Below are 25725 nucleotides of genomic sequence, written 5' to 3'. Positions count from 1 at the left end.
CCGTCGTCCAGCTTCCGCTGCTGCCCCGCGATGTCAGCGGGCTCGCCGAGGTGGAAGCCTTCGCGCAGCTGCTCTGAGCCCACCTGAGCGAGTTCACCTGCGCGAGTTCGTGCATTCCCTCCATACTCAAGCATGGGGGAGATGCACGAACGCCAGGGTGGTGCAGCGCCCCGCCGGAAACGCTCTGAGCAGACTCACGCACACCCACCTGAGCGAGTTCGTGCACTTTCTCCATACTCAAGCATGGGAGAGATACACGAACGCCTCAGCAGCGCCCCGCCATCACCCCTCGATGTTGCGGAAGCCGATGCCCAGCGGCAGGCCCACGTTGTCCGTCAGCCGCACCCCGCCGACGACAGCGGAGACCAGCAGACGCCCGTCCCCCATCTCCGGAGGATCGCCCAGGTCCAGGCCGCGGACCTCGAGGTAGTCGACCTCCACGCCGCCCTCCGCCAGGACGGAGCGCGCCACATCCAGCACCGCCTCGGCCCCGTGTTCGGCGGCGTGCGCCCCGGCGGTGAGCGCCGCGGACAGGAACAGCGCCTGCTCCCGGGCCGACTCCTCGACCCGGGTGTTGCGCAGCGACAGCGCCAGACCATCCGGCATGCGGACCGTGGGCACCCCGTGCAGCTTCACCGGCAGGTGCAGGTCGGTGATCGCCGACTGCAGCGCCCGCATCTGCTCGTAGTCCTTCTCACCGACCACCACATCCGTCGGGCCCACCGCGTTGATGAGCGCCAGCTCGAGGGTGAGCCCCCGGGCCAACGACTCGACGGGCTCCAGGTCATGGTCCACGGGCTGGACGAGGGTGCGCAGGCCGCGCGGCCACAGGTCATCCTGGGTGTAGGTGCAGAGGGCGTCGACGCGTTCGTCGATAAGCATCTGGCGATCGGAGCCGGCGTAGGCGGCGATGACCACCGCACGCGGGATCCGGCGGGCCGCGCGCAGCAGCGCGATGTGCCCGGCGTGCAGACCCGCACCCAAAGGCACCAGGACCACGGGCCGGCCGGTCTTACGCATCGCCCGCGCAAGCACGCCGATCTCCGCCAGGCCGAATTCACGCGCCTGACCCTCTGCAAAACTCACAGTTTCTCCTCCTGGATGGCCCACAGTTCTATGTCCTGGTTGTGCCGGGTCTCGGCCACGCGCCGCAGCACCTGGCGAAACGCCCGCGCCTGCCCGGGATTGCCGATCGCCTGCCACTGCTCACGCAGCGCGGCGGCGTCGGGCAGTCGCGTGAGCGTGCCCCGCGCGGCCGCGATGTCATCGGCCTCCTGGATGTCTCCGACGACGTCGCCGAGCATGCGCATCGCGTCGCGGCCGAGCGCGTTGACCGCCTCTATGTAGGTGATCGCGGCGGCCAGGCGCACGCGTTCCTCCTCGGCGCAGGGCACCCCGCTGGCGCCGAGCTCCCCCAACAGCAGCTCCGCGATGGTGTCGCCGAGCTCATCGACGGTGGTCACGGCCCAGCGGGTGGGGCTGAGTTCCCCCATCGCGATGACGACGGCACCGGTGACCTCCAGCGGATCCATGACCATCACGCCGTGCTGGAGGGAGGTGTGGATGAAGATCTGCCCGCGGCGGGCGCGCTCCGCGAGCCGCTCGACGGCGGATGCGAGCAGGCTGTCGCGGACCTCCAGGACCACCAGGTCCAGCTCCTCGAAACTGGGCGGGGCCGGGTCGTAGTCCATGTAGGAGACGTCGTGGCCGACCTTGGACAGCAGGTCGGGCAGGGAGGAGGTGCGCGAATCGCCGTACACGCCCACCCGCATGCGCGGGGCCCGCACTAGGCGTCCTTGTTCTCGCGGGCCCGGGCGAGCAGCTCGGCGACGGTGAGCCCGCCGGTGTTCTCGTCGCGGCGACGTCGCCCGCGGCTTTCGGCCGCCGGCGCCTCATGCTTCTCGACGACCGCCTCCCGGCCAATCCCCCCCTGCTCCCAGTTGACCGCCTGGAAGGACCCGGTGTCGAAGACCCGCGGCTCCACCCGGTCCTGCTTCTCCCGGATGAGATCAGCCAGCGGGTTGGCCTGCGGGCGCGAGGGCTGCTGGCCGAGGCGACCGGCCACGGCCTCCGGGGAGGGTGCGCCGAAGCTGTGCTCCGGTTCCGGGACCGCGGATTCAGCTTCGGCCTCAGCCTCAGCCGGGTCCTCGAGGGTGACGTTCTCCAGCTCCCGGATGCGACGGGCCTCGGCGCGCAGGGCGGCGGGTTCGTACTCGAACTCGCGCCCGGCCAGATTCTCCAGCTGGGCGCGGATGCCCGCCAACTCCCGCTGGATGTCCTCGAGGACGGCCGTGTCCTGGGAGCGCTGGGTCTCGCGCTCCTCGCGGGCCTCCAGGCGGGCCTGGCGTTCGGCTTCGGCGCGCGCCAGTTCGGCGTCGTGCGCCGCGGTGCTCAAGGCGAGTTCCCGGCGGGCGTTGTCGGCATCGCGCCGGTAGCGGAAGACGAGGAAGAAGCCGATGATGGCCGCCCACAACGCGGCGAGCAGGGCGAGTTTCAGGGCCCCGTCGCTGTCCGTGAACAGCATGACGATGCTCGCGATGAACGCCAGAGTGATCAGCACGACCAGCATCACCTGGCCGCGGTCCACGCCTCCTTGCTCCTCAGTCATGTGTTCCACTCTAACCTGCCGGTTCCCCGTCGGCGGGTGGCGGTGTCTCACAGTGTCGCTCCAGGTACACGCCCGCCACCGCCGCGGCGACCCCACCGAACGCGGAGGCGAGGACCCCGGGCAGATCCTGCTCGGCGGCGATGAGCTCGCCGGCGCGCGGGATGATGTAGGTGGCCATGCCCAGGTAGGCGCCGCCGACGATCGCCCCGGTCCACGCCGCCGCCTTGCCCACGACGAGGAACTGGGCGGCCGTCACCGGGTTGAGCTGGGAGCGGTCCTGCCCGATGCCGCCGTCCTCCTTGCGGTCACGCACCCGCCAGGCGAGCACGAGGCACACGAAGGCCAGCACCCACAGGGTGACGGAGACGGTCACCGGGATCGCCGTCATGGATCCGTAGAAGCGCCAGGTGAGGATGGCCGCGGCTGCGGCGGTGAAGCCACCGGCCCCGATGAGCGCGGCGAGCGAGGTCCGCTGCACTAGAGCTCACCCGCTTCCACGATGCCGGCGATCTCGTCCGGATCGAGCGCGGCGACCAGCTGCTTCACACTCCGCCCGCCCAGCGTCGCCGCCGGGTCCGCGGCCAGCCAGGGCACCAGCACGAAGGCGCGCTCATGTGCGTGCGGGTGCGGCAGGGTGAGCACCGGATCCGCGGAGGTGATCTCCTCCGGGTCCCACACGGAGACCACGTCGACATCGAGGGTGCGTGGCCCCCAGCGGCGCACACGCACCCGCTCGGCGGCGTCCTCGAGCGCCTGCCCGCGACGCAGCAGATCCAGCGGGGTCTGGTCGACGTCGACGATGAGGACGGCGTTGAGGAACTCGTCCTGGTCGGTCACCCCCCAGGGCGGGGTGGAGTAGACCGGGCTGGCGGCGAGGATCTCGGAGGCGAACTCATCGCGGACTCCGCGCAGCAGCGCCCAGCGGTCGTCCATGTTCGACCCGATCGACAGCACGGCGCGCATCAGGGTGTCCTGAGGTGCTTGCGGGAGCGCCTGGCCACCACGGCCACATCCGCGAAGGTGTGCGGGATGGGGGCCTCCGGCTTGTGGATGGTCACCTCCACCGCGTGGAGGATGTCGAAGCCGGTCATGGCGCGCTCGGCGATCTCCACGGCGACCGTTTCGATGAGGTCGCGGGGCTCACCCTCCACCACCTCGACGGCCAGTTGGGCCAGCTCGGCGTAGTTGACGGTCAGGTGCAGGTCATCGCTGGCGGCGGCGGGGCCGATCTCCAGCCAGCAGGTGATGTCGACGATGAAGCTCTGGCCGTCGCGACGCTCGTGGTCGAAAACGCCGTGGTGCCCGAAGCACTCCAGGCCGGTCAGCTCGATGCGGTCAGCCACGGCCGCCTCCGTTCCACAGGGCGGCGACGTCGACGGCGTCCCGGGAGACGGGCACATTGTGTACACGCACCCCCCACGCGCCCATCTGGGCGGAGATGGCGGTGACGGCGGCGGTGGCCGGATCGGCGTCCGCCGGCCCGCCCTCCAGGCCGCGGTCCGCGCGCACGGCAGACAGGAATCGCTTGCGGCTCGCGCCGACCAGCACGGGGAACTGCCCGGCGATGAACTCCGGCAGGTGGTTGAGCAGCGCCCAGTTGTCCTCGCGGGACTTGGCGAAGCCCAGCCCCGGATCCAGGACGATGTTGTCGCCGTCCACCCCGGCGGCCAGGGCGTTGTCCACCAGGCGGGCGAGGGTGTCGCGGACATCGGCGACCACGTCCCCGCCGTGATCGGCCTGCCCGGCGGCGTCGCCGAACTGGACGGTGCGCCAGTGCATGAGGCACACCGGCAGGCCCGTGTCCGCCATGACGCGGTACATGTCCGCATCCGCCAGGCCGCCGGAGACGTCGTTGATCATGGACACCCCGGCCTCCGCGGCGGCCGCGGCCACGGAGGCGCGCATCGTGTCCACCGAGGTGGGGATGCCCTCCTCGGCCAGCGCCGCGATGACGGGGGCGACGCGGGAGGCCTCGACGGCGGCGTCGACACGCGTGGCCCCGGGCCGGGTTGATTCCCCGCCGACGTCGATCATGTCCGCACCCTGCTCCACCAGCTCCCGGCCGTGGGCGATGGCGGCGTCGATGTCCAGCCACTTCCCGCCGTCGGAGAAGGAGTCCTCGGTGACGTTGACGATGCCCATGACCAGGCAGCGGCCCGGCACGGTGAGATCAGCGACCCGCATGCCCTACCCCCGGATCAGGCTGAGGACCTCGGCGCGGGAGGCCGCGGAGGTCTTGAAGCCGCCGCGCACGGCGGAGGTCGTCGTGGTGGCCCCCGGCTTGCGGATACCCCGCATCGCCATGCACAGGTGCTCGCACTCGATGACCACGATGACGGCCTGCGCACCCAGCTTCTCCACGAGTGCATCGGCGATCTGCGAGGTCAGGCGCTCCTGCACCTGCGGCCGCTTGGCGTACATGTCCGCCAGGCGCGCCAGCTTGGACAGGCCGGTGACATGCCCGTTCTTCCCCGGGATGTAGCCGATGTGGGCGGTGCCGTAGAAGGGCACGAGGTGGTGCTCGCAGGTGGAGTAGATCGGGATGTCACGCACCAGCACCAGTTCCTGGTGATCCTCCGCGAAGGTGCGTTCCAGCACGTCCGTCGGCTCACTGTGCAGCCCCGCGAACACCTCCCGGTAGGCCCGCGCCACGCGCGCCGGGGTGTCCTTGAGGCCCTCGCGCTCCGGATCCTCGCCGACGGCGATGAGCAGTTCCCGCACCGCCGCTTCCGCGCGCTCCTGGTCGAACGTGGTCATGACTGCTCCTTCGTCTCCGGCTCGGCGACCTCGTCGGCCGCCGGTGCCGGGCGCTGTTCCGGCTGCTTATCGACGTCCCGCTCAACGTTTTCCGGCTGCTCATGATCCGGCAGGCGGAAACCGATGACCTCAGTCTCGGTGGTCTCAGTGTTCTCAGTGGCCTCGGCCGGAGCCGGCTTCCCGGACGGGCCGTAGTTCTTCATCCCCGGATGCTCTCCGGAAGAAGAGGCATAGGGGTTGTCCTTCGGGGGCCAGCCCGGCGCGCTCCAGTCCGCCGGCGGCGGGGTGCCACCGTAGCGGGCACCGACCGACACGGGCTCCGGGGTGCGGTGGCGGCCACCGCCCTCTTCCGGGGACTCCGGCTGCTCGGCCTCCTGGCCAGCGGCCTTCTGCGCCTCCAGCTCAGCCTGTCGCTTGGCGCGCGCCTGCTGGGAGGCCTCGAGGAGGGAGAAGCGCTTGGGCGGTTCCTCGCCGCGCTCGATGGCCAGCTCGGTGGGGGTCTTCACCGGTTCGCGGCCCTCCTGCTGCGGGAAGTGGTTCTCCGCGTGCGGGAAGATCTCCGGGGCGTCCATCGGCTCGATGTCGTCGAAGATGATCTCCAGGTCCGGGCGGCGCAGGGTCTCCTTCTCCAGGAGTTTCGCCGCCAGCGTGTCCAGGTGGTCGCGGTACCGGGCGAGGATGTCATAGGCCTGGCGGTGGGCGGCGTCGAGAAGCTGGTGTACCTCGTCGTCGATCTTGGCGGCGACGGCCGGGGAGACCTCCAGGGTCCCGCCACCGGCGCGGCCGGAGAAGGGATCGCCCTGTTCCTGGCCGTACTTGACCATGCCGAGGGACGGCGACATGCCGTACTCGGTGATCATGGCGCGGGCGATCTTGGTGGCCTGCTCGATGTCGGCGGAGGCGCCGGTGGTCTGCTCGCCGAAGACGAGTTCCTCCGCGGCGCGGCCGCCCATGGCGAAGACGAGACGGGCGAAAAGCTCGTCCCGGTTGTACATGCCCTTGTCGTCCTCCTGCGCCGTCATGGCGTGGCCGCCGGTGCGGCCGCGGGCGAGGATGGTCACCTTGTACACGCGCTCGATGTCCTTGAGCGCCCACGCGGCCAGGGTGTGCCCGCCCTCGTGGTAGGCGGTGACCTTCTTCTCCTTCTCGGAGATGATCTTGGAGGAGCGGCGCGGGCCACCGATGACGCGGTCCGTGGCCTCCTCGAGGGCGTCGGCGGTGATGACGTTGCCGCCGATACGGGCGGTGAGCAGGGCGGCCTCGTTGAGCACGTTGGCCAGATCGGCACCCGACATACCGGCGGTGCGCTTGGCCAGGGCCTTGATGTCGGCGTCGGGGCCCAGCGGCTTGCCCTCCGCGTGCACCTCGAGGATGCGCTCGCGGCCCTTGAGGTCCGGCGCGGTCACCGGGATCTGGCGGTCGAAGCGGCCCGGGCGCAGCAGCGCCGGGTCGAGGATGTCGGGGCGGTTGGTCGCGGCCATGAGGATGACACCCTCGCGGTCACCGAAGCCGTCCATCTCCACCAGCAGCTGGTTGAGGGTCTGCTCGCGCTCGTCGTGACCGCCGCCCATGCCGGAACCGCGCTGGCGACCGACGGCGTCGATCTCGTCGACGAAGATGATGCAGGGGCTGTTCTCCTTGGCCTGCTTGAACAGGTCGCGCACGCGGGAGGCGCCGACACCGACGAACATCTCCACGAAGTCGGAGCCGGAGATGGAGTAGAACGGCACCCCGGCCTCACCGGCCACGGCACGCGCCAGCAGGGTCTTACCGGTGCCGGGCGGGCCGTAGAGCAGCACGCCGCGCGGGATCTTCGCGCCGAGGGCGTGGTAGCGGGTGGGGTCCTGCAGGAAGTCCTTGATCTCCTGCAGCTCATCCACCGCCTCATCCGCGCCGGCGACATCCGCGAAGGTGTTGGTCGGCATGTCCTTGGTCAGCTCCTTGTGCTTGGAGCCGCCGAAGCCGAACATGCCGCCGCCACCCTGCATGCGGGTGAGGAAGAAGAAGAGCAGGCCGAACAGCAGCAGCATCGGCAGCATGAAGCCGAGCATGCTCATGAGGAAGCTGTCCTGCGTCACCTCGGTGTTGTACTCGTCCGGCTCGGAGGCCTGGACGGCGTCGAACACCTGCGGGGCGGTGCGCGCGGGGTACTTGGCGATGATCTCCTCGATGCCCTCGCGTTCCTCATAGGTGATGGGCTCGCGCAGCTCGATGCGGACCTGCTGTTCGCGGTCGTCGATCTGCACCTCGCGGGCGTTGCGCTCCTGGAGCTGCGTCATCGCCACGGAGGTGTCCACCCGCTGGAACCCGCGGGTGTCGTCGGTGAGCAGGCTGAACACGAAGATGGTGACCAGCACGATCGCCGAGATCAGACCGATCTGGAGGATTCTCTTGTTGCTCATGGATTACGGCCGCGCCGTGGCGCGACCAGTGCCTTTCGTCTTCGTCCTACGTTCTTCCACCACAACGCGCGGGGGTGTGTTTTCGTTCCCTACTCCGAGTAGACGCGCGGGTGCAGGGTGCCCACGAAGGGCAGGTCACGGTAGCGCTCGGCGTAGTCGAGGCCGTAACCGATGACGAACTCGTTGGGGATGTCGAAGCCGACGTCGAAAAGCTCGATGTCGGCCTTGACCACCTCGGGCTTACGCAGCAGGGTGATCACCTCGAGGGAGCGCGGGTTGCGGGCGCGCAGGTTGCGCATGAGCCACGACAGCGTCAGGCCCGAGTCGATGATGTCCTCGACGATGAGCACGTCGCGGCCCTCGATCTCCCGGTCGAGATCCTTGAGGATGCGCACCACACCGGAGCTGGTGGTGGAGTTGCCGTAGGAGGAGACGGCCATGAACTCCATCTGCGAGGGGATGGTCAGCGCGCGGGTGAAGTCGGTGAGGAAGAACACCGCGCCCTTGAGCACGCACACCAGGATCAGTTCTTCGTCGGCGTCGCGGTAGGTCTCGGAGACCTTGTCGGCCAGTTCCCGGATGCGGGCGGCCAGTTGCTCCTCGCTGATGAGCACCGCCTCGACGTCCTCGCCGTAGCAGCTCGCCGGTACGTTGTGATCCTTGTGGTCGTGCACGGTCATGACACCTTTCCTAGGCCTCCTCGGATAGTGCCAGTCTGCCACCTACGCGCCTGACTTCCAACCTCTTTCCCACCTTCACTCCTCCCTGCCCGTGCCAGGTGGTGCACATGTCCTCAATCATGCTTATCGACGCCCGCGTCGGACCGATCCCGTGCTGGAGGAGCCACGCCGCAATACGACGGCGGCGCAGGGGTCCGGGTTGGGCGGCCAGTTCATGGCAATCGTCGGTGGGCGGGCCGGCGAGCTCGTTGAGGAGGGCGTTGTCGGCGGCGATCCGCTCGGCCGTCTGCGCCAGGGGCTCGACGGGGTCGGTGTGGATCTCGCGGAGGGCGCGACGGATGGCCACGCGCTGGAAGTCCGCGTCCTCATTGTGCGGGTCGTGCCAGGGGGTGAGCCCGAGCTCCGCGCAGGCCCCCTCGGTGTCTGCGCGGCGGATGCCGAGGAAGGGACGGGTGATGCCGTCCTGCTGCGGGTGCATCCCGGCGGGGTTGCCGCGCAGGGCCTGCAGCAGCAGCGTCTCCGCCTGGTCATCGCGGGTGTGGGCCACCCAGACGGGGCGCCCGGGGTCACGCAGGGCCTGGTAGCGGGCCTGGCGGGCGTTGGCCTCGAGGTTGCCCGGCGCGACCGTGACCGCTGCGATGGTGGCGTGGGCACCGAGGCGTTCGGCCTGTTCGGCGGCCCGCTTGGCGACCTGGGCGGATCCGGGCTGCAGCCGGTGATCGACGATGACGGCGTGGACCTCCTGGCCCTCCGCCCGGGCCGCGGCCACCAGCGCGAGGGAGTCCGCCCCACCCGACAGCCCCACGGTCACCGGCCCGGGGTGCAGGTACGGGCGCACGGCCCGGCGGCACGCCAAAAAGTGCGGGCTGTGCCGGGGCCAGAAGGGTTCCATGGGGTTGATGTTATTCCCCGCTCCGCCCCTGTGAATTCACGCGGTCGAAAGGGCTGCCCGCCAGGCTCGATGGGCACTCCTTTCGACCGCGTGTATTCGACACGTCTCAGGCGACGCGAGGCAACGACACCGGAGCGGTGAAACTCTGCAGACCCCGGAGCACCAGCTGCACCATGACGCAGTAGCCGACCTCGGGCTCCTCCAGGTCCTCCTTGCCCACCCGCAGCACCACCGAACCGAGATTCTGCAGGGCCTTCTCCCGCGCGCGCTCCTCCAGGATGACGGTCTCCGGATCATCCCCGTATGCCCCGCGGTACTTCGTCAAGCCGTCGATCTCCAGGACCAACCAGCCGTTGATGAGAATGTCGACGTAGTAGACCTTTCCGGTGATCGGATCCTGGAAGGCCACCTGCGTCTCCACGCTGATGATGGCGGGATCCCCACACCGCAGCAGGAGCAGCCGGGCCTTGGTCTCCCAGGGGCTGCCGATCATCGCGCGTGACATCTCGACTACCTCCCGGAAGTCCCCGATCCCGGGATAGGACCCCATGTGTTCCAGTCGCTGGTGGAGCTTCTCCTTCGTGAAGGTCGGCCACTTCCTCCGCACGGAATCCACCGCCGCCACCGCTTCGTCCCGGTCCTCATAGCGACAGATGTCGGTGAGGGTCCGCAGCAGAGTGGTCACGCGGATCCCTCCCTGCGTGGTGATCTGCGCCTCGGGGAGCACCGCCGACCGGTAGGTGGTCCCGCTCATCCACAGACGTTTCGACGGCGGCCGGGATCGCCCGGGCAGCAGCAGGTCCACCGTCTTCTCCACCCCGAGTAGCGGCACCCCCCACAATCTCGCCGCCGCCATCCCGCACACCACCGCCTTGTCTGTGGCAAGCCCCACGGCGGCGGCCCGGGCCTCGGCTTTCTCCCACGGTGGGAGCCGGGTGAAATAGTCTCTCGGCACCGCCACCTCTGCGGTGAGCCGGAGCAGATGCCCCGATGCCACACCCGCCGGGACGTCGGTGTTCGTGAGAGGGACCTTGCGGAGTTCGATGAGCTGATGAGTTTCTTTCCAGGTCTGCTGCACACACCCCATCGTCGACCACCTGCGGTCCCCTGGAAAGCTCCGGCCGCGTCACGGCCCGTATCTGTGGACAACCCCGAATGCTCCATCCACAGAACACGCGGTGACCGAGACCTCAGGACTGACGAATCGCGGAGGTGAACTCGTCCAGCGCCGCCCGCGCCCCGAGGATCTCCGCACCGTTGACCAGCAGCGCGAAGGAGTAGACGCGCCCGGACTCGGCGGTGACCACTCCCGCCAGCGCGGAGGTGCCGGTGAGGGTGCCGGTCTTGGCGCGGACCCAACCCCGCCCGGGCAGATCCCCGTAGCGCTCGACCAGGGTGCCGGACCCACCCGCCACGGGCAGGGTGGCCAACAGGGGGCGGAGTTGGGTGCTGGTGGCGGCGTCGATAAGCACCTCGTCGAGCAGCCGCGGCGGGATGAGATTGTGCACTGACAGTCCGGAGTTGTCGGCCAGGGAGACTCCGGAGATGTCGAAACCGTGCTCGGTGAGCACGTCGAGGGTGGACTGCGTGGCGGCGGCCGCCGAACCGGGCAGCCCGCGGTGGACGGCGATTTCGTGGCCGATGGCCTCGGCCATGACGTTGTCGGAGTCCTTCATCATGTCCTCGAGGCGCTCGGTGAGCAGGGGGGACTCCACGGATGCCAGCACCATGGCACCTGCCGGGGCCGGCCCCAGCCCGAAGGTCTCGGCACCCACGCGGTTCGCCAGCGCCTGCGCCACATCCAACGCCGGAGTGTGCGAGCGCGGGACATCACCGGTGGTCTCCCCGAGGCGCGCGCCGTGGAGCATGGCGGGCTCGAGCGGGGCGATGTACCCGGCGTCGACGTCCTCGACGTCCCAACCGGGCATGAAGCGGTCGCCGTCCCACACGGAGGTGTCGATGATCACCTGCTCGGCCGCGCCGATCTGCGCCGCCAGGGAGTCCATCTGCTCCTCCGTCAGCCAGACGTCGCCGACCGCTCTGATGACCACCGAACCCGGCACCGGCCCCTCCACAACCTCGGTGACCAGGGTGTCATCGGGGCCGAGTTCCAGGATCGCTGCTGCCGCAGTGAGGATCTTCGTGGCCGAGGCCGGCTGCAACGCCTCCCCCGCCGCCTGCTCCCACACGGTCTCCCCCGTGACGGTGTCGGTGACCCGCCCGTGGACGGTGCCCAGCGCCGGGTTCTCCGCCAGCTCCGCCAGCCGCGCACCCAGCGCCACGTTGTCCACGGTGTCGGCGGACGCCGGCTCGAGCACCGGCGAGGGTTCTTCCGCCACGAACCCCGGCGCGCGGGTGAGATCGCCGTAGTGCCGGTCGGCCACCACGGCGAAACCGGCCACCCCGGACACGGCCAGCGCCGTCACTCCCGCGGCGACCGACCACCACAGCTTCTTTCCGCTCATTCCGTACACCCTAACGCGGACGGCGCGGCACAACCACAGCAGGCCGCACCCCCGACAGGCACTCCGCACGGGGGCGGTGGAGTGGGTCACGGGTTAGGATGATCCAGATCCCCCGACACATCAACAAGGAGTCTGACGCATGGGCGTTGAAGTCATCATCGAGATCCCGAAGGGGTCGCGCAACAAGTACGAGGTCGACCACGAGACCGGCCGCGTCTTCCTCGACCGCTACCTGTTCACCCCGATGGCGTACCCGGCGGACTACGGCTTCATCGAGCACACCCTCGGCGAGGACGGCGACCCGATGGACGCCCTCGTCATCCTGCCGGAGCCGGTCTTCCCGGGCGTGGTCGTCATGGCGCGCATCGTCGGCGTGTTCAAGATGACCGACGAGGCCGGCGGCGACGACAAGCTGCTCTGTGTCCTCGATGACCCGCGCTTCGATCACTTCCAGGAGCTCGAGGACATCTCCGAGTTCACCCGCGACGAGATCGAGCACTTCTTCGTCCACTACAAGGACCTCGAGCCGAACAAGGAGGTCACCGGTTCCGGGTGGGGTTCCCGCGAGGAGGCCGAGCGCATCCTCCAGGATTCCATCGACCGCTACAAGCAGGTCGGTGACAACTCCCGCGAGGGCCTCGAGGAGGAGAAGGACGCGGAGAACGAGGTCGAGCAGCAGCTCGAGGAGAACTAACTTCCTTCGTGGCACGCCCCATCGGTCGATCCGGTGGGGCGTTCGTCATGCCCGGAATGCCCCCACTCAGGGTTCCCACGTAAAGATTCTCACGCTCGGGGAAATCCCCAGGTCGTCGTAGAACCCCGGAAATCCTTACGTGGGAACCCTGTGGCAGCCCTCAGCGCCGACCCGCACCCCGTGACCCCACCGCCACCCGCGCGATCAGCCCGACCACCAGCAGCCACACCCCGATCGCCAGCGTGAGGATCGCCGGCACCTCCCCCGGTGTCACCAGCAGCCACACGAATCCCGCGGCCGCCCCCACCACGCCGAGCCAGAAGATCCAGCCCGGCAGGACGGTGGCGCGCCGCCGCAGAATCCAGGCCACGGATGCCACCACCGCCAGCGGTGCGGAAAGCACCGCGATGGTCACCAGCGCCATCCCGAAACCGACGCCGAGCCACAGCAGTCCGGCCCCCGCCGCCCCGAGCACGATCACCACGATCCACAGGCGGAGGGCGATGGGGCCGGTGAGGCGGCGAGTATCCATGGCAACAACGGTAGTCTCGGTGCCATGAAGACCGTGACTGTCACCGAAGTTCCCGCCGACGCCCAGCTTATCGACGTCCGCGAGCCCGACGAGTTCGCCGAAGTCCACGCCGCCGGCGCCACCCTCATCCCGCTGTCCGAGTTCGCCGACCGCGTCGGGGAGCTGGACACCGACCGCGACATCTACCTCATCTGCCGCTCGGGGGGCCGCTCCGGCCGGGCGTGTGAGTTCCTCAAGGAGAACCACGACATCGAGGCGATCAACGTCGAGGGTGGCACCCTGGGTTGGATCGCGGCGGAGCTGCCGACCGAATAGTGGGGCCCTCCCCATGATTTAACAAAGCCACCGTGGGCGGCGTACCATCGGTGGTATGCCGCAATCAGTAGATTCCCCCACGACGGGTGGCGTCCCCGCCACCCTCCTCGAATCCCCCAGCTTCCAGCTGGAACGCCTGCGCCGCCGCACCCGTGACGAGGTCGAGGCCGCCCTCGCCGAGCGCGGGACCACCATGCGTGGATACTGGGTGCTCACCTGTCTCGTCGAGCGCGACGCCTCCTCCCAGGCCTCGCTCTCCGAGGTCCTCGCCATCGACGCCTCCGACATGGTCCGGCTTATCGACGGCCTCGAGGCCCAGGGCTGGGCCAAGCGCGAGCGCGACCCGAAGGACCGCCGCCGCCAGATCGTCACCACCACCAAGAAGGGCACCAAGGCCCAGGCCGAGCTGGCCTCCCTGGTGGCCGAGGCCGAGGCCGACGCCCTCGACGAGTCCACGGGCAAGCAGCTCAAGCACCTGCGCAAGCTCACCAAGGCGGTGCTGGTCGCCGACCTGGAACCGGACCCCGACGAATCCAAGGGGGCCTAGCTCTTGTCACTGCACCAGGTCCCGCGCCAATTCCTCCGCGCCGGGGAGGCCCCGGCCAAGCGCACCCTCTACGACATCCTCGCCACCACCGCCGCTGCCCACCCGGAAGCGGCGGCTATTGATGACGGCGAGATCCTCACTTACGCCGAGCTCATGGACGAGGTCCATGCCCTCGCCGCCGAACTGCACTCCAACGGCATCCGCCGCGGTGACCGCATCGGCATCCGGATGACCTCCGGCTCCCGCGAACTCTACGTCGCCATCCTGGCGACCATCGCCGCGGGTGCGGCCTACGTGCCCGTCGACGCCGACGACCCTGACGAGCGCGCCGAGATGGTCTTCAGTGAGGGTGCGATCAACGGTGTGTTCACCGACGAGGGTTTCCGCATGCTCGCCCCGCGCCCGGGTGGCGACAAGCACCGCCCGCGCCTGGACGACATCGCCTGGATCATCTTCACGTCCGGCTCCACCGGCAAGCCGAAGGGTGTCGCGGTCTCGCATCGCAGCGCCGCCGCCTTCGTCGACGCCGAGGCCCAGATGTTCCTGGTCAACTCCCCCGGCGGCCCGCTCGGCCCCGAGGACCGCGTCCTGGCCGGACTGTCCGTCGCCTTCGACGCCTCCTGTGAGGAGATGTGGCTGGCCTGGCGCCACGGCGCCTGCCTGGTGCCTGCCCCGCGTTCCCTGGTGCGCTCCGGCATGGACCTGGGCCCCTGGCTCATCCGCCGTGACATCACCGTCGTGTCCACCGTCCCCACCCTGGCCGGCCTGTGGCCCGCGGAGGCGCTGGACAACATCCGCCTGCTCATCGTCGGTGGTGAGGCCTGCTCCCAGGAGCTCGTCGAGCGCCTGGCCACCGAGGACCGCGAGATGTGGAACACCTACGGCCCCACCGAGGCCACCGTCGTCGCCTCCGCCACGCAGCTCCACCCCGGTCAGCCCGTAGGCATCGGCCTGCCCCTGGCCGGCTGGGACCTCATCGTCGTCGACGAGTCGGAGAACCCGGTCGCCGTCGGCGAGGTCGGGGAACTGGTCATCGGCGGCGTCGGCCTGGCCCGCTACCTTGACCCGATCAAGGACGCCGAGAAGTACGCCCCCATGCCGAGTGTGGGCTGGGCACGCGCCTACCGCTCCGGTGATCACGTCCGCCTCGAGGAGGACGGCCTCTTCTTCGTCGGGCGTGTCGACGACCAGGTCAAGATCGGCGGCCGCCGCATCGAACTCGGCGAGGTGGAGGCGAATGTCGCCGCCCTGCCGAACGTCTACAACTCGGCCGTCGCCGTGCAGAAGACAGGCGCCAACCAGTCGGTGCTCGTCGGTTATGTCTCCCTCGACGATCCGGAGGCCGGTTTCGACCACGACGCCGCCCACGAGCGCCTCGCCGAGACCATGCCCGCCGCCCTCGTGCCGCGGATCTGCGTCATGGAGGAGCTGCCCGTGCGCACCTCCGGCAAGGTGGACAAGGCCGCGCTGCCCTGGCCGCTGCCGGGCGTGGGCGTCGAGGCCACCGACCTCTCCCCCACCGAGGCCTGGCTGGCGGAGCTGTGGGTCGACGTCCTGGGCACCTCGGTCCCCGACGCCGACGCCGACTTCTTCACCCTCGGCGGCACCTCGCTGGCCGCAGCCACCCTCGTGGGACGAATCCGCGAGCAGGTCCCCACCGTCGCCGTCCGCGACCTCTACGACCACCCGCGCCTGGGGTCCCTGGGCGAGGCCGTGGAGAACATCGCCCGGAAGTCCGGCGTCTCCCTCCACGACTCCACCCCCACCGAACCGCGCACCGTCCGCCCGGTCGGCGCCGGTACCCGCCTGGCGCAGGTGGCCATCCAGATCCCCATGATGACGCTCCAGGCCACCACGTGGCTCGGCTGGATCCTGCTGGGAGGCAACCTCGCCCACCTCGCCGGCCTTCCCTGGGCACAGCACACCTCCTGGTGGATCGTCGCCCTCCTGCTGCTCGTTTTCGGCACCCCGTTGGGCCGTCTCCCCCTCGGCGGCCTCGGCGCCCGCCTGCTCACCGCCGGCATCCAGCCGGGCGAGTACCCGCGCGGCGGTGCGACCCACCTGCGGATCTGGGCCGCCGAGCGCTTCGCCGACTCCTCCGGCGCACACTCCATCTCCGGGGCGACGTGGGTGAACTACTACGCCCGCGCGCTGGGCGTGAAGGTCGGCCGTGGGGTCGACCTGCATTCGCTCCCGCCCATCACCGGCCTGCTCACCCTCGGCGATCACTGCGCCATCGAGCCGGAGGTGGACATGTCGGGTTACTGGGTCGACGGCGACATCCTGCGCGTCGGCGCCATCGAGGTACGCCGGGAGGCGCGCGTCGGAGCCCGCTCCACCCTCCTGCCCGGCACGGTCATCGGCGAGGACGCCCACGTCGAGGCCGGCTCCACCGTCACCGGCGACCGCACCATCAAACCGGGATCCCGCTGGTCGGGTTCCCCCGCCTCCAAGGTGGGCCGCTCCAAGCACCGCTTCCCGGAGCAGCACCCGCCGCGCCGCTCCCGCTGGATGCCCATCTACGGACTGACCTCGGTGGCGCTGAGCCTGCAGCCCCTGGCTGCCCTGGCCATCGCCGCGTTCGTGGTCATCATGCTTATCGACGCCACCGGCGGCAACCCCCTCCTCGGCGCCCTCGTTTTCGCCCCGCTGGGCGGGCTGGTCGCCTTCGCCTTCTACATGATCTCCACGTGGGTCGGCGTGCGGGTGCTGCAGATCGGACTGGCACCCGGCGTCTACCCGGTGCGTTCCCTGCGCGGCTGGCAGCTGTGGACCGTCGAACGCCTCATGGATGATGCCCGCACCTACCTCTTCCCCCTCTACGCCGGGCAGCTCACCCCGCTGTGGCTGCGCAGCCTCGGGGCGAAGATCGGCAGGAACGTCGAGGTCTCCACCGCGGTCATGGTGCCCAAGCTCACCGACGTCCGCGAGGGCGCCTTCCTCGCCGACGACACCCTCGTCGGCGGCTACGAGCTCGGCGGCGGCTGGATGCTCACGGGCGAGACCCGCGTGGGCAAGCGCTCCTTCGTCGGCAACTCCGGCATCACCGGCCCGGGCCGCAAGCTGCCGAAGAACTCCCTGGTCGCCGTGCTGTCCTCCACCCCGAAGAAGGCGAAGGCCAACACCAACTGGTGGGGTTCTCCGCCGGAGCGCATGCGTCGCGTGCAGGTCGATGTCGACGGCGGCGAAGCCCTCACCTACAGCCCGGGCGCCAAGGTGAAGTTCTTCCGCGGTTTCATTGAGACGATGCGTCTGCTGGCGCCGATGACCTCGGCGATGCTGCTCGCCGGCGTCGTCGGCACGCTCTACTGGCTGGCCACCGCCTACGGCGTCCTGCTCGCCTGGTTGCTCGGCGGCCTGGTGCTCATGGCCGCCGGTGCCGTGGCCATGGCGATCACGGTGGCGGTGAAGTGGTTCTGCGTCGGTAAGCACACACCGGGTGATCACCCGCTGTGGAGCGAATTCGTGTGGCTCAACGAGCTGCAGGACGCCTTCGTCGAGGCCGTCGCCGGCCCGTGGTTCCTCATCCCCAGCCTGGGTACGGGTGAGCTCAACCTCGCCCTGCGCGCCCTCGGTGCGAAGATCGGCCGCGGCGCGTGGATCGAGTCCTACTGGTTCCCGGAGACGGACCTGTGTGTCGTCGGCCGCGGCGCCACCGTCGGCCCCGGCACCGTCGTGCAGACGCACCTGTTCCAGGACCGCGTCATGAGCCTCGACACCGTCACCATCGCCGACGGCGCGACGCTGGCCGCCCACTCGGTGGCCCTGCCCGCCGCGATGCTTCGCGACGCCGCCACCGTCGGCCCCGGCTCCCTCGTCATGCGCGGCGACCAGGTTCCCGCCTCGACGGTATGGCAGGGCAACCCGATCGAACCCTGGCAGCGCTGATCCGGTTACGGTCGGCGACGGAGCAGCCACACACCGCCGACGATGATCAGCCCGGCGAGTACTGCCACCGCACCGATGCCCATGCCGCCGGTCTTCGGCAACGTGCCGAGGCGAATGTCGGCCACCAGCAGCACGACGGTGTCAGTGTCCACGTCACCGACGGTGGCGCTCACCGCGTCCGCCGGGTTGAGGATCTCCAGCGTCGGGCCCGCCGAGGCCACGGTGACCTTCACCTTCACCGGCGCGGTGAGCAGCTCGTACTCCTGCGGGGAGCGGGTCTCCACGAGGAAGTACTCCACATCCGCGTCGAGGGTGCCGGCGTGGTAGCCGCTGGTGTCCTCGGCGAGGTCGGTGACCTTCGCCCCCACCGAGCCGTCCGGGTCGACTGCATGCAGCGCGAAGGCGGCGCCGGCGAGCGGAGTGGTGGTATCGTCCGCGCCTACCTTGACTAGGCGGAGGGACACCTTCTCCGGATCGGGGACCGGACCGCAGGCGTCATCGTCGTCGGTGACCGCGCCGGAGGTGAGGTCCACCCGGTTGAACAGGCCGTGCCCGGCTCCCTCGGTGGAGCATTCCTTATTGTCCGTGGTGCCGGTCGGGCCACGGAAGTGCACGGTCACCTGGTAGGTGTGCTTCGCGTTGCCGGCGATCTTCTTGTCCTTGGCCAGCTCGTAGGGTCCGGAGCCGTCGATTCGCTTCCCGTCGACGACGGCATACTCCACGGTCACCGACTCGGCGAAGCCGGGGGTGTCGGTGAGCGAGTAGGTGCGGTCGATGCCACCGGAATTGTCCACGGTCACGGTGTAGGTGACGGTGCGGGTGCCGTCCGCGGCAAGGCCGATCCCGGCATTTTCACCGGAGACGAGGTCCTTGGCCACGGTGATCCCGGGCTGTTCAGGGTCAACGCAGGCGTGATTGTCGCCCTCGTCCGCATCGCCCTCGAGGAATACGGAGTTGTGCAGGCTGCGCGGGGTGGCCGTGGCCGGATCCTCGCAGACGTCGTAGGTGCCGTCCACGACGGTATCCACCGCCGCGTCGTCGGCCCTACCTTCGACACGGACCTCGATCTTCTTCGTGACCTTTGCCCCGAAGGTACCCAGCGCGGCAGCGGGGATCTCGTAGCCGCGCTCCGTCTCGGTGACGCCGCTGATCTCCTTTCCGTCCAGGTAGAACAACACCGCGGTGACCTGGAAGCCCTTCGGGAAGGTGACCTTGTCGATCACGGGATCCCGCAGCTCCTTCTCCGACTTGGTCTCATTTGTCACCGTGATGTCGTAGCGCGCGGTGAAAGTGCCGTCGAAGTTGATGAGCGAGTTAGGCTGCTCGCCGTCGACATCCGGCTGCTGATCCGCCTGCGCCGTCTTGGACACCGAGAACTGGTACTCGTCCCTGACGTTCTGCACGACACACGAGATCGTCTGGTCCGTCGCGATGCCGACCCGGAAGCCCAGCTCACCGTCATCGGTGACGGTGACGGGCGTGTTGTTCTTGTCGACGCACACCGCGTTCTTCCCGCCCTGCTGCCGCAGCAGGTAGTCGGTCTGCTGCGTCTCGGTGATGCGCACGCTTCCCGAACGGTGAGGCGTGTCCGTCTTCACGGTGAACTGCGCACGGCCGTCGATGTCGGTGACACCGCTTATCGACGCCACCGGCAACGCCAGATCATCCACCAGGTACACGGGGTGCGCCGGGTCCGTCGACCGCACGTCATCGGCGGTGAACTGCCAGTTGACGCCCTGTTCCAGGACGGTGCCGTCGGTGTCGACGATCTGCTTTTCGACGATCACCGTGCCACCACAGATGGCCAGGGCAGCTTCACGCAGCTGCGATGCCAACTGGTCGTAGGATGGGAGCGAGAGAACATCGTTTCGACTGCCGGTGACGGCGCTGGCGATGGACAGTGCCGTGGGCTTGTCCAGGTCATAGTGGTACATGCGGAACTTGTAGGACTCAGTACCCCAGTAGAAGGCCCAACGGTGAACCCCCGTCGAGGACCGCCGCGGTTGCGCGGTCGCATCGGCCCCTGGCAGATAGTAGTAGCGGGAGGAACCGGTGGAGGTTTCGTCAAATGTCAGTGCACCATCGCGCACGGCGTCGTCGAAGAGATGCCAGTACCCGGAGGTGATGTACACGTACTGCGGGTTGCCCTCGTAGTCGTAGAAATTCGCGGACGCATAGTTGTCATACCCCCACGTCGTCGATTCTGAGAAGGGCAGCAGATCGCCGAAGCTGTTCGGTCCCACCTGGACGTTGTCCCGCAGCACCGAGGCTCCCACGCTCGGCATCTTCACCGCGATGACCTCGAGTCGGGTACCGGAATCCTTGAGAGTGTTAGCGGCGGTGATGGCGCGGGTGATGTCGATGTTGTGGGTGATGGAACCGAGGTCATTTCCGGGGTACAAGACGTTGTTGGTGGTCGGAATGCCGTCCGTGATGAAGTAGACCACGTCATACTTCACGCCGGACTCCGCGACATTCTCCAGGGCACCCTCCCAGTTGGTGCCGCCCCGGTCGTAGCCCGCGCCGGAAGGAAGCTGTAGATCTGCCATGGCCCCCCGCGCCTCTGCGACACCCTCGTCGTTACTCAGGTCAATGCTCGGCTTGTCGCTCACGTACTCTGTCGGTGCCAGGGTGGCGAAGTTGTAGACTCCGAGGGTCGTCGGGGTGTTCTTGAGTCCGTCGATGAACGCCTGACCGGCTGCCTTCGATTGGGCGAGGCCGTTCGCGCCGATGGAATTGGAGAGGTCGAAGACCAGGGCGATGTTGAGTCCGCAGCGCTGCGGCATCGGCGGGTTCGCCGACACCGGCAGGTCTTCCCAGTAGCCGTCGTAGAACTGGCCTCCCGGAGCCGGCGCCGCCAGCGCCGCCAGGCTGTCACGCGCGGCGGCACGCTCCACAGTCTCCTCCGGCAGCATCGGAATCTCGTCGAGGGGATCATCACCAGGGACCTCCTCGGCCACCGTGGGCTCCGGCAGAGTCGAGTCATCGGTGGATCCCGTGGGAGTCGATGGTTCCGCAGGGGCCTCCACCGCAGTCTCATCCACCGCTCCGGCGGTCGGCATGGCGAGGCCGAGGGCGACGATGCCCAGAATCACGAGCACCGCGACGACAATGCGGGTGGGGATCGATACGATTCTCATGGTCAAGCCTTTTCAGTGATGGGTCGACGGTTGATCAGAAGCAGTGTGGTGCCGAGAGCCACCAGGACGATGGCGATACCCAGGGCAGTGAGCACGCTGGCACCGGTCACCGGGAGGCTGTCGACGGGCGCGCCGGGGGAACCGGGCGTACCCGGCTCGATGGGAACCTCCGACAGCTGGATGGTCGGCGGCTGCCAGGTCGGAGTTGCTGGCGGGATGACCGGCACGGTGGGGGTCACCGGGACGTCAGGCTGGTACTTGGCGTTGATGAGCACGTCGTAGTTCCACGTGCCTTCCTGCCCGACGGGGATGGTGAGCAGCATGTCCTGCGGAACCCGCACACCGTGGGACGCGGTGGCGGTGACCAGGTAGAGACCCACCGGCAGGCCCTCGAACACGCCGATGCCGCGGGCGTCGGTAAGCGCGGTGCGCACCACATCATGCTCGGCGGCGGCCGCCTGCGACAAGGTCATGGCACGGGCCTGGAACCAGCCGGCGTCGTTCAGCAGATCGATGCCGGACACCCGCCGGGCGGTGAACTCGACACCGGCGACTCCGCCGGGCTGGAGGTCGTCATAGGGGTTGCCCGGGGTCAGGGTGATGGTCAGCGTGCCGGTACGGTCGCGGATATCGGCGACCGCCAGGCCGGTGGTGTCACCGACGATGGTGGCGGCCTGCGCGGGCCCGGCCCCGATCAGCAGGGCGCACAGGAGCGCGAGGAGGACGGCACGGATTCGTTCAGTGCTCACGGGATGCTCTCCTGTACTGGTGGCGGAGCCAGGCGACGAGGGCGAGGAAGACGACCACGGCTCCAGCGAGCATGGCCCACATCCACCACTGCCACGTGATGGCTGGCTTCTCGAGGAACCCGGCGTTGTCGTCCATGGGCACGCGGTGTGCGTGGACGAGGAGGCGGTGGGTGTTCACTCCGTAGGGGGTGCAGGTGATGAGGGTGAGCAGATCCTCGCCCTCCGCCTGCGCGAGGCTGTCGGTGTCCTCGGGGAGCACGACCTGGGTGTCGTGGACCTCGTACTTGAGCTTCTCGCCGGAGACCTGGACGTAGATGGGGTCGCCGACACGGACGTCGACAAGATTGTCGAAGAGCGTTGCGGTGGTCAGTCCGGTGTGGGCAGTGAGCACAGCGTGCGATCCTTCCCCGCCGACGGGCAGGTCGGATCCGTAGAGGTGGCCGACGCCCTGGGTGAGCACCTCTTCCGAGGTTCCGTGGAACACGGGCAGGTCCACGGTGGCGCTCGGGACGATGAGGCGGGCCATCGTCTCCAGCTGGTGCAGCTCAGCGAGGTACGCCTGGTAGTCGGTGTTTTCCTCGGTGACCCGGGACAGCCAGGGGTCGAGGATGGGGCCGGGCGTGCGCGTCCGGTTGTAGGTGCGCGCCGCGTCGATGGCGGCGGCCAGCGCCGAGGGCTCGGCCTTTTGCTCGAGCTTTGAGTAGGCCAGGGCGGCCTCCTGCTGGCGGATGTTGTTCCATTGCGTCGCCACCACGGGGTAGAGCAGCAGCAGCACGCCGACGAGGATTACCACGACCGGCAGGATGGAGGATCGGCGGCGTCGCTGTGGTGGCAGCGTGGCGACCGCACTATGAATGCCCATGTGAATTCTCCGGGTTTTCTTGCATTTCGACGACGATCGGGGGATCGCCCGGAACCCTGTACCGGGCGTTCACCCCGTCAGGGTGGGGACTAGACGCGGGAGGAGCGCTTGGCCAGCCAGGCACCGGCGGCCAGGACCATTGCGGCCAGGCCGGCGATGATGCCGATACCCATGCCACCGGTGAGCGGCAGCTTCGGGGTGTTCGACGGGACGTTCTCGACGTCGACCTTCTTCACCACGGTGGTGGTGGCGGCGTTGTGCAGGTCTGCGGCGTTGACGGTGACGACGATCGGATCGGTACGCAGCTCGTAACCGGTCGGGGCCTTCGTCTCGACGAGGCAGTAGTTCTTCACCGGCGTGATCGCGGCGTTGTTCTCCACGTCGGTGACGTGCAGGCCGTCGATGAGGAGGTTGCCGTCCTCGCCCGTGGTCCACGTGGCCTGTGCCGGGGTGGAGACGTCGTTGTCGTGGTCGATGGTGATCTTGTCGCCCAGGACACCGTCGGCGGTGCAGCGGTAGAGCTCGAATTCCGCGTCCTTCAGCGGGGTCTCGCCGTGGAACTTGTACACGTGCAGCTTGGCCCAGTAGGTCTTCACCTCATTGGAGTCCTTCTCCACGTCGGCATCGGTGTACGGGTCGTTGTGGATGACGGTCGCGGTGTTGACGGCGACGCCGTCGGTGTCACCGACGGCCTTGACGGTGGCTGCGATGGTGGTGACCACACGGACCTCCTCGCCGTCGGTCTCCTCGCGCTTGGCGTCGGTGAGCTTCTTCAGGCCGGCCTCGGTGAAAGTCACGGTGACGTCCTGGGTCGCCTCTGCGAGCTCGACGGTGTAGTCACCGGACTCGAAGGTGGTGCCATCCGTCAGTGCCACCGTGACCGCGTCTGCGGTGGTGAACACGTTATCCTCGTCCAGGTCGTCCTTGACGATGTACTTGCTCAGGTCCTTGACCACCACGGGCGGGATGTCCGAGGTAATGGTGTAGGTGATCGTGTCACCGACGTTCATGTCGGCATCCTCGACCACTTTGTCCACCTCGGTGTCATGCGGGGTGACCGCGTTCTTCGGGTAGGCGTGGACCTGATAGTTCCAGCCGGTGCGAGTGTCCGGGTTGGTCATCGGCAGGTAGACGAGGAAGTTCGGGGCTTTGGTGGCGACCTCGGACGGGGCGTCCTTCTCGACGACCAGGTAGAGGCCCAGTGCCAGGTCACCGAAGGTTGCGACGCCAGCCTCACCGTTGACGGTGGCGGTCACGGCAGTGGCGATCGGAGTGGCGCCCGCCGGGATGTCGGTGGCGGTGATGGCGGCCGCCTCAGTGAAGTCCGCGGCGTTGGCGATCGCCTTGACGAGGTAGAGCTCGAAGGTGACGCCGTTGAGGCCCGGAGACGGGGCCGGATCCAGCGGGTTGCCGGTGCCCGGCGCACCCGGCTCGGCGATCGACTTGTGGACGGTAATGGTGCCCGTCGCGTTGTAGTCGACCAGGGAGGTGTGGGCGGTGGCGGCCGGCAGCTCGGCGGGCTGGGCGATTGCACCCGGGGCACCGGCGATGGCGAGGCTGAGGGTGAGCCCGGCGATGGCGAGGGCGGATGCGGAGCGCTGAGTGAGGGTCTTCAACTCGGGTCTCAACTTTCTGTCTGAGAGGGATCCGGCCGGTGTGGCGCATGCGCCGTGGTTCCTGTGAACCATGTGCGGCCTGGTGACTGACACCTGGGAGAAGTTGGCACCTCTCCCATCGCGAACACGCTAAATTCACAGGCCCCCGCTAGTCCAAGACAATTGCGATACCGCTCGACACCCCACCCGTTATGGTCTGACCACAAAGGGCCAAACCCGCGGCCACGGTGGCCGCCCTTGCAGCACTGCCGCACATTCCCCGTTCGCGACGGGGGTAGCGGGCGGGGGAGGATTTGCGGACCACCTCGCACGCCAGCCGATTGAGAAAGGCCCTGACCTGCGCCGATGGCGAGCGTTCCGGAATGTGATACGGGATGCCCCGCCCACAGAACCGGCCCACTCGGTATCGAAATGAACTTCAAGTAAACACAGGTGTCCACAGCATTAATTTCACGCTTCGCCTGCCGCGACGGGCTTCGCCGTGGCAGACGCCCCGCCACTCCCCCTCGCGCCTGAGAAAACCCTTAATGCTCCTCAGGTCTGCGGCCGTCGCCGTCGTGGACGGCAGACTCGACCATTCCCACGGATCCCACCACACCACCCCACAATCGACAGTGCGAGACGTCGGTGGTCCGCTTTTGTCCCACCGTGCCCGATTGCTTCCCCTACCTCCCGCTTTCCCCTGTTCTCCGCAACCGGTGTCAACAATTGCCCCACCCGGGAACACGATTTCCCGTGGGAAACTTGTGCGACATGAGCGACACCAATGATGATGAAGTCACCGTCCCTACGGTTGCGTGCCCCGTCGGGTGGCCCGTGATCGTGACCTAGACCGGTCCCGACCTTCGGCCGGACACTGCGAATCCCACGAGGTAGACCACCATGCCGCATTACGATGCCGTCGAGTTCACTCAGGCAGCTCCCCGCCACTCCGGCCCGGGCCGACCCCGCGAGGAGAGCTACAACGACCTCATCCTCGACACCGTGCACCGGCTCATCAGCGAGGGCACACCGGTGACCATCCGCGGTGTGGTCAAGGCCAGCGGAGTCTCACGCACCGCCATCTACCGCCGGTGGTCGAGCGTCCACGAGCTCGTCGCTGCTTCCCTGGACCGAGGACGTGCCAACCTTACCTACACTTTCCATGGGCCCATCCGCCTGGCGCTCAAGGACATCTTCTACCGACGCGTCAACGAGGCCATCGGGCCGGACTACACCGACCGAGACTTCCGGAAGCACGTCGAGTTGATGATGGGCAATCGACAGCTCCAGCAGGCCTACTGGGACAACTTCGCCTCGCGACGACTCGATCGGGTCGTCGACGCCCTCCGCCTGGCCCGAAAGTACGGGGAGATCGACGCCAGCGACGAGGACATCGAGGCGGCGACGGACGCCCTCTACGGCATCGGACTGTTCCAGATGACCGTCAGGGGTATCTCCTTCGACGACCCGGAGGCCCTGCGCCGCGGGGAGCAGTTCTTCGACATCTTGTGGCGGGGGCTGGGCGGCAAGGCTGAGTAGACCCCTGGGCCGGGGTGTCAGCGCCCGGCGCCCAGCACCACCCCGGCCAGCACGCGG

The 25725-nt window shown here is 68.5% G+C and carries 23 protein-coding genes; 5 read left to right on the top strand and 18 right to left on the bottom strand.

Going from position 1 to position 25725, the window contains the following annotated elements:
- Window positions 1-282: 282 nt before the first annotated feature.
- From Q4F73_RS04870 to dacB, 13 genes are all read right to left on the bottom strand, one after another.
- Window positions 283-1086 (bottom strand): pantoate--beta-alanine ligase, encoded by an 804-nt coding sequence (locus tag Q4F73_RS04870; RefSeq protein WP_303358231.1) that lies wholly within the window; start codon window positions 1084-1086, stop codon window positions 283-285.
- A complete protein-coding gene (locus Q4F73_RS04865) occupies window positions 1083-1787 on the bottom strand; it encodes a hypothetical protein (RefSeq protein ID WP_303358230.1) in 705 nt (234 codons plus the stop codon). Before Q4F73_RS04865 ends, Q4F73_RS04870 begins: the two co-directional genes overlap by 4 nt.
- Window positions 1787-2608 carry a DUF6779 domain-containing protein gene (locus Q4F73_RS04860; protein ID WP_303358229.1) on the bottom strand — a complete coding sequence of 274 codons (822 nt, stop codon included), beginning with the start codon at window positions 2606-2608 and terminating at the stop codon, window positions 1787-1789. Before Q4F73_RS04860 ends, Q4F73_RS04865 begins: the two co-directional genes overlap by 1 nt.
- Before the next feature lie 10 nt (window positions 2609-2618).
- The gene (locus Q4F73_RS04855; protein ID WP_303358228.1) at window positions 2619-3086 is read right to left on the bottom strand and encodes a DUF3180 domain-containing protein; all 468 of its coding nucleotides are present in this window, start codon (window positions 3084-3086) and stop codon (window positions 2619-2621) included.
- Entirely contained in the window at window positions 3086-3571 is a 486-nt protein-coding gene (folK, locus tag Q4F73_RS04850) for a 2-amino-4-hydroxy-6-hydroxymethyldihydropteridine diphosphokinase (protein ID WP_303358227.1), read from the bottom strand. The genes Q4F73_RS04855 and folK overlap by 1 nt, the downstream gene beginning before the upstream one ends.
- Complete coding sequence (folB, locus tag Q4F73_RS04845) at window positions 3571-3951, bottom strand: dihydroneopterin aldolase (RefSeq protein ID WP_303358226.1); 381 nt, start codon at window positions 3949-3951, stop codon at window positions 3571-3573. Before folB ends, folK begins: the two co-directional genes overlap by 1 nt.
- Window positions 3944-4792: a dihydropteroate synthase gene (folP, locus tag Q4F73_RS04840; RefSeq protein WP_303358225.1), complete on the bottom strand. Its 849-nt coding sequence runs from the start codon at window positions 4790-4792 to the stop codon at window positions 3944-3946. Before folP ends, folB begins: the two co-directional genes overlap by 8 nt.
- A gap of 3 nt (window positions 4793-4795) precedes the next feature.
- Window positions 4796-5365: a GTP cyclohydrolase I FolE gene (folE, locus tag Q4F73_RS04835; RefSeq protein ID WP_303358224.1), complete on the bottom strand. Its 570-nt coding sequence runs from the start codon at window positions 5363-5365 to the stop codon at window positions 4796-4798.
- Window positions 5362-7767, bottom strand: coding sequence for an ATP-dependent zinc metalloprotease FtsH (gene ftsH, locus Q4F73_RS04830; protein WP_303358223.1), 2406 nt, complete (start codon window positions 7765-7767; stop codon window positions 5362-5364). The genes folE and ftsH overlap by 4 nt, the downstream gene beginning before the upstream one ends.
- An 89-nt stretch (window positions 7768-7856) precedes the next feature.
- Window positions 7857-8447, bottom strand: coding sequence for a hypoxanthine phosphoribosyltransferase (gene hpt, locus Q4F73_RS04825; RefSeq protein ID WP_303358222.1), 591 nt, complete (start codon window positions 8445-8447; stop codon window positions 7857-7859).
- 10 nt (window positions 8448-8457) lie between these two features.
- Window positions 8458-9339 carry a tRNA lysidine(34) synthetase TilS gene (gene tilS, locus Q4F73_RS04820; RefSeq protein WP_303358221.1) on the bottom strand — a complete coding sequence of 294 codons (882 nt, stop codon included), beginning with the start codon at window positions 9337-9339 and terminating at the stop codon, window positions 8458-8460.
- Between the two features lie 106 nt (window positions 9340-9445).
- Entirely contained in the window at window positions 9446-10417 is a 972-nt protein-coding gene (locus tag Q4F73_RS04815; RefSeq protein WP_303358220.1) for a hypothetical protein, read from the bottom strand.
- A 112-nt stretch (window positions 10418-10529) separates the two neighbouring features.
- The gene (gene dacB, locus Q4F73_RS04810) at window positions 10530-11804 is read right to left on the bottom strand and encodes a D-alanyl-D-alanine carboxypeptidase/D-alanyl-D-alanine-endopeptidase (protein WP_303358219.1); all 1275 of its coding nucleotides are present in this window, start codon (window positions 11802-11804) and stop codon (window positions 10530-10532) included.
- 139 nt (window positions 11805-11943) lie between these two features.
- On the opposite strand from dacB, the gene Q4F73_RS04805 reads away from it, so the two are divergent.
- Window positions 11944-12498 carry an inorganic diphosphatase gene (locus tag Q4F73_RS04805; RefSeq protein ID WP_303358218.1) on the top strand — a complete coding sequence of 185 codons (555 nt, stop codon included), beginning with the start codon at window positions 11944-11946 and terminating at the stop codon, window positions 12496-12498.
- Window positions 12499-12658: 160 nt separating this feature from the next.
- On the opposite strand, the gene Q4F73_RS04800 is transcribed toward Q4F73_RS04805, so the two are convergent.
- Entirely contained in the window at window positions 12659-13030 is a 372-nt protein-coding gene (locus Q4F73_RS04800; protein WP_303358217.1) for a hypothetical protein, read from the bottom strand.
- A 24-nt stretch (window positions 13031-13054) separates the two neighbouring features.
- Between Q4F73_RS04800 and Q4F73_RS04795 the strand changes: the two genes are divergently transcribed.
- The 3 genes from Q4F73_RS04795 to Q4F73_RS04785 are packed head-to-tail and all read left to right on the top strand — an operon-like array spanning window position 13055 to window position 17780.
- Window positions 13055-13345: a rhodanese-like domain-containing protein gene (locus tag Q4F73_RS04795; RefSeq protein ID WP_303358216.1), complete on the top strand. Its 291-nt coding sequence runs from the start codon at window positions 13055-13057 to the stop codon at window positions 13343-13345.
- 55 nt (window positions 13346-13400) lie between these two features.
- The gene (locus tag Q4F73_RS04790) at window positions 13401-13892 is read left to right on the top strand and encodes a MarR family winged helix-turn-helix transcriptional regulator (RefSeq protein ID WP_303358215.1); all 492 of its coding nucleotides are present in this window, start codon (window positions 13401-13403) and stop codon (window positions 13890-13892) included.
- Window positions 13893-13895: 3 nt separating this feature from the next.
- Complete coding sequence (locus tag Q4F73_RS04785; RefSeq protein ID WP_303358214.1) at window positions 13896-17780, top strand: Pls/PosA family non-ribosomal peptide synthetase; 3885 nt, start codon at window positions 13896-13898, stop codon at window positions 17778-17780.
- A gap of 5 nt (window positions 17781-17785) precedes the next feature.
- Here Q4F73_RS04785 and Q4F73_RS04780 read toward each other — a convergent pair whose 3' ends face one another.
- From Q4F73_RS04780 to Q4F73_RS04765, 4 genes are all read right to left on the bottom strand, one after another.
- Entirely contained in the window at window positions 17786-20920 is a 3135-nt protein-coding gene (locus Q4F73_RS04780; RefSeq protein WP_303358213.1) for a SpaA isopeptide-forming pilin-related protein, read from the bottom strand.
- A 2-nt stretch (window positions 20921-20922) separates the two neighbouring features.
- Window positions 20923-21669, bottom strand: a complete 747-nt coding sequence (locus Q4F73_RS04775; RefSeq protein ID WP_303358212.1) for a hypothetical protein — start codon at window positions 21667-21669, stop codon at window positions 20923-20925.
- Window positions 21659-22531, bottom strand: a complete 873-nt coding sequence (locus Q4F73_RS04770; protein ID WP_303358211.1) for a class C sortase — start codon at window positions 22529-22531, stop codon at window positions 21659-21661. Before Q4F73_RS04770 ends, Q4F73_RS04775 begins: the two co-directional genes overlap by 11 nt.
- 89 nt (window positions 22532-22620) lie before the next feature.
- Entirely contained in the window at window positions 22621-24147 is a 1527-nt protein-coding gene (locus Q4F73_RS04765) for a SpaH/EbpB family LPXTG-anchored major pilin (protein WP_303358210.1), read from the bottom strand.
- An 882-nt stretch (window positions 24148-25029) separates the two neighbouring features.
- On the opposite strand from Q4F73_RS04765, the gene Q4F73_RS04760 reads away from it, so the two are divergent.
- Window positions 25030-25668, top strand: coding sequence for a TetR/AcrR family transcriptional regulator (locus Q4F73_RS04760; protein ID WP_303358209.1), 639 nt, complete (start codon window positions 25030-25032; stop codon window positions 25666-25668).
- The last annotated feature ends 57 nt before the right edge of the window (window positions 25669-25725 follow it).

Origin of the sequence: Corynebacterium sp. (assembly GCF_030535495.1) — a bacterium.
In the GTDB taxonomy this organism is placed as follows: Bacteria; Actinomycetota; Actinomycetes; order Mycobacteriales; family Mycobacteriaceae; genus Corynebacterium.
The sequence above is the reverse complement of the archived record's forward strand: the minus strand, read 5'-3'. Positions and strand labels throughout refer to the sequence as shown.

Excerpts from the sequence above, each read along its gene's own strand:
- Q4F73_RS04800 (WP_303358217.1), bottom strand. The coding sequence starts at position 13,030 with ATGGATACTCGCCGCCTCACCGGCCCCATCGCCCTCCGCCTGTGGATC.
- folK (WP_303358227.1), bottom strand. The coding sequence starts at position 3,571 with ATGCGCGCCGTGCTGTCGATCGGGTCGAACATGGACGACCGCTGGGCG.
- folE (WP_303358224.1), bottom strand. The coding sequence starts at position 5,365 with ATGACCACGTTCGACCAGGAGCGCGCGGAAGCGGCGGTGCGGGAACTG.
- Q4F73_RS04780 (WP_303358213.1), bottom strand. The coding sequence starts at position 20,920 with ATGAGAATCGTATCGATCCCCACCCGCATTGTCGTCGCGGTGCTCGTG.
- Q4F73_RS04805 (WP_303358218.1), top strand. The coding sequence starts at position 11,944 with ATGGGCGTTGAAGTCATCATCGAGATCCCGAAGGGGTCGCGCAACAAG.
- Q4F73_RS04860 (WP_303358229.1), bottom strand. The coding sequence starts at position 2,608 with ATGACTGAGGAGCAAGGAGGCGTGGACCGCGGCCAGGTGATGCTGGTC.
- folP (WP_303358225.1), bottom strand. The coding sequence starts at position 4,792 with ATGCGGGTCGCTGATCTCACCGTGCCGGGCCGCTGCCTGGTCATGGGC.
- dacB (WP_303358219.1), bottom strand. The coding sequence starts at position 11,804 with ATGAGCGGAAAGAAGCTGTGGTGGTCGGTCGCCGCGGGAGTGACGGCG.
- hpt (WP_303358222.1), bottom strand. The coding sequence starts at position 8,447 with ATGACCGTGCACGACCACAAGGATCACAACGTACCGGCGAGCTGCTAC.
- Q4F73_RS04770 (WP_303358211.1), bottom strand. The coding sequence starts at position 22,531 with ATGGGCATTCATAGTGCGGTCGCCACGCTGCCACCACAGCGACGCCGC.
- tilS (WP_303358221.1), bottom strand. The coding sequence starts at position 9,339 with ATGGAACCCTTCTGGCCCCGGCACAGCCCGCACTTTTTGGCGTGCCGC.
- Q4F73_RS04790 (WP_303358215.1), top strand. The coding sequence starts at position 13,401 with ATGCCGCAATCAGTAGATTCCCCCACGACGGGTGGCGTCCCCGCCACC.
- ftsH (WP_303358223.1), bottom strand. The coding sequence starts at position 7,767 with ATGAGCAACAAGAGAATCCTCCAGATCGGTCTGATCTCGGCGATCGTG.
- Q4F73_RS04760 (WP_303358209.1), top strand. The coding sequence starts at position 25,030 with ATGCCGCATTACGATGCCGTCGAGTTCACTCAGGCAGCTCCCCGCCAC.
- Q4F73_RS04795 (WP_303358216.1), top strand. The coding sequence starts at position 13,055 with ATGAAGACCGTGACTGTCACCGAAGTTCCCGCCGACGCCCAGCTTATC.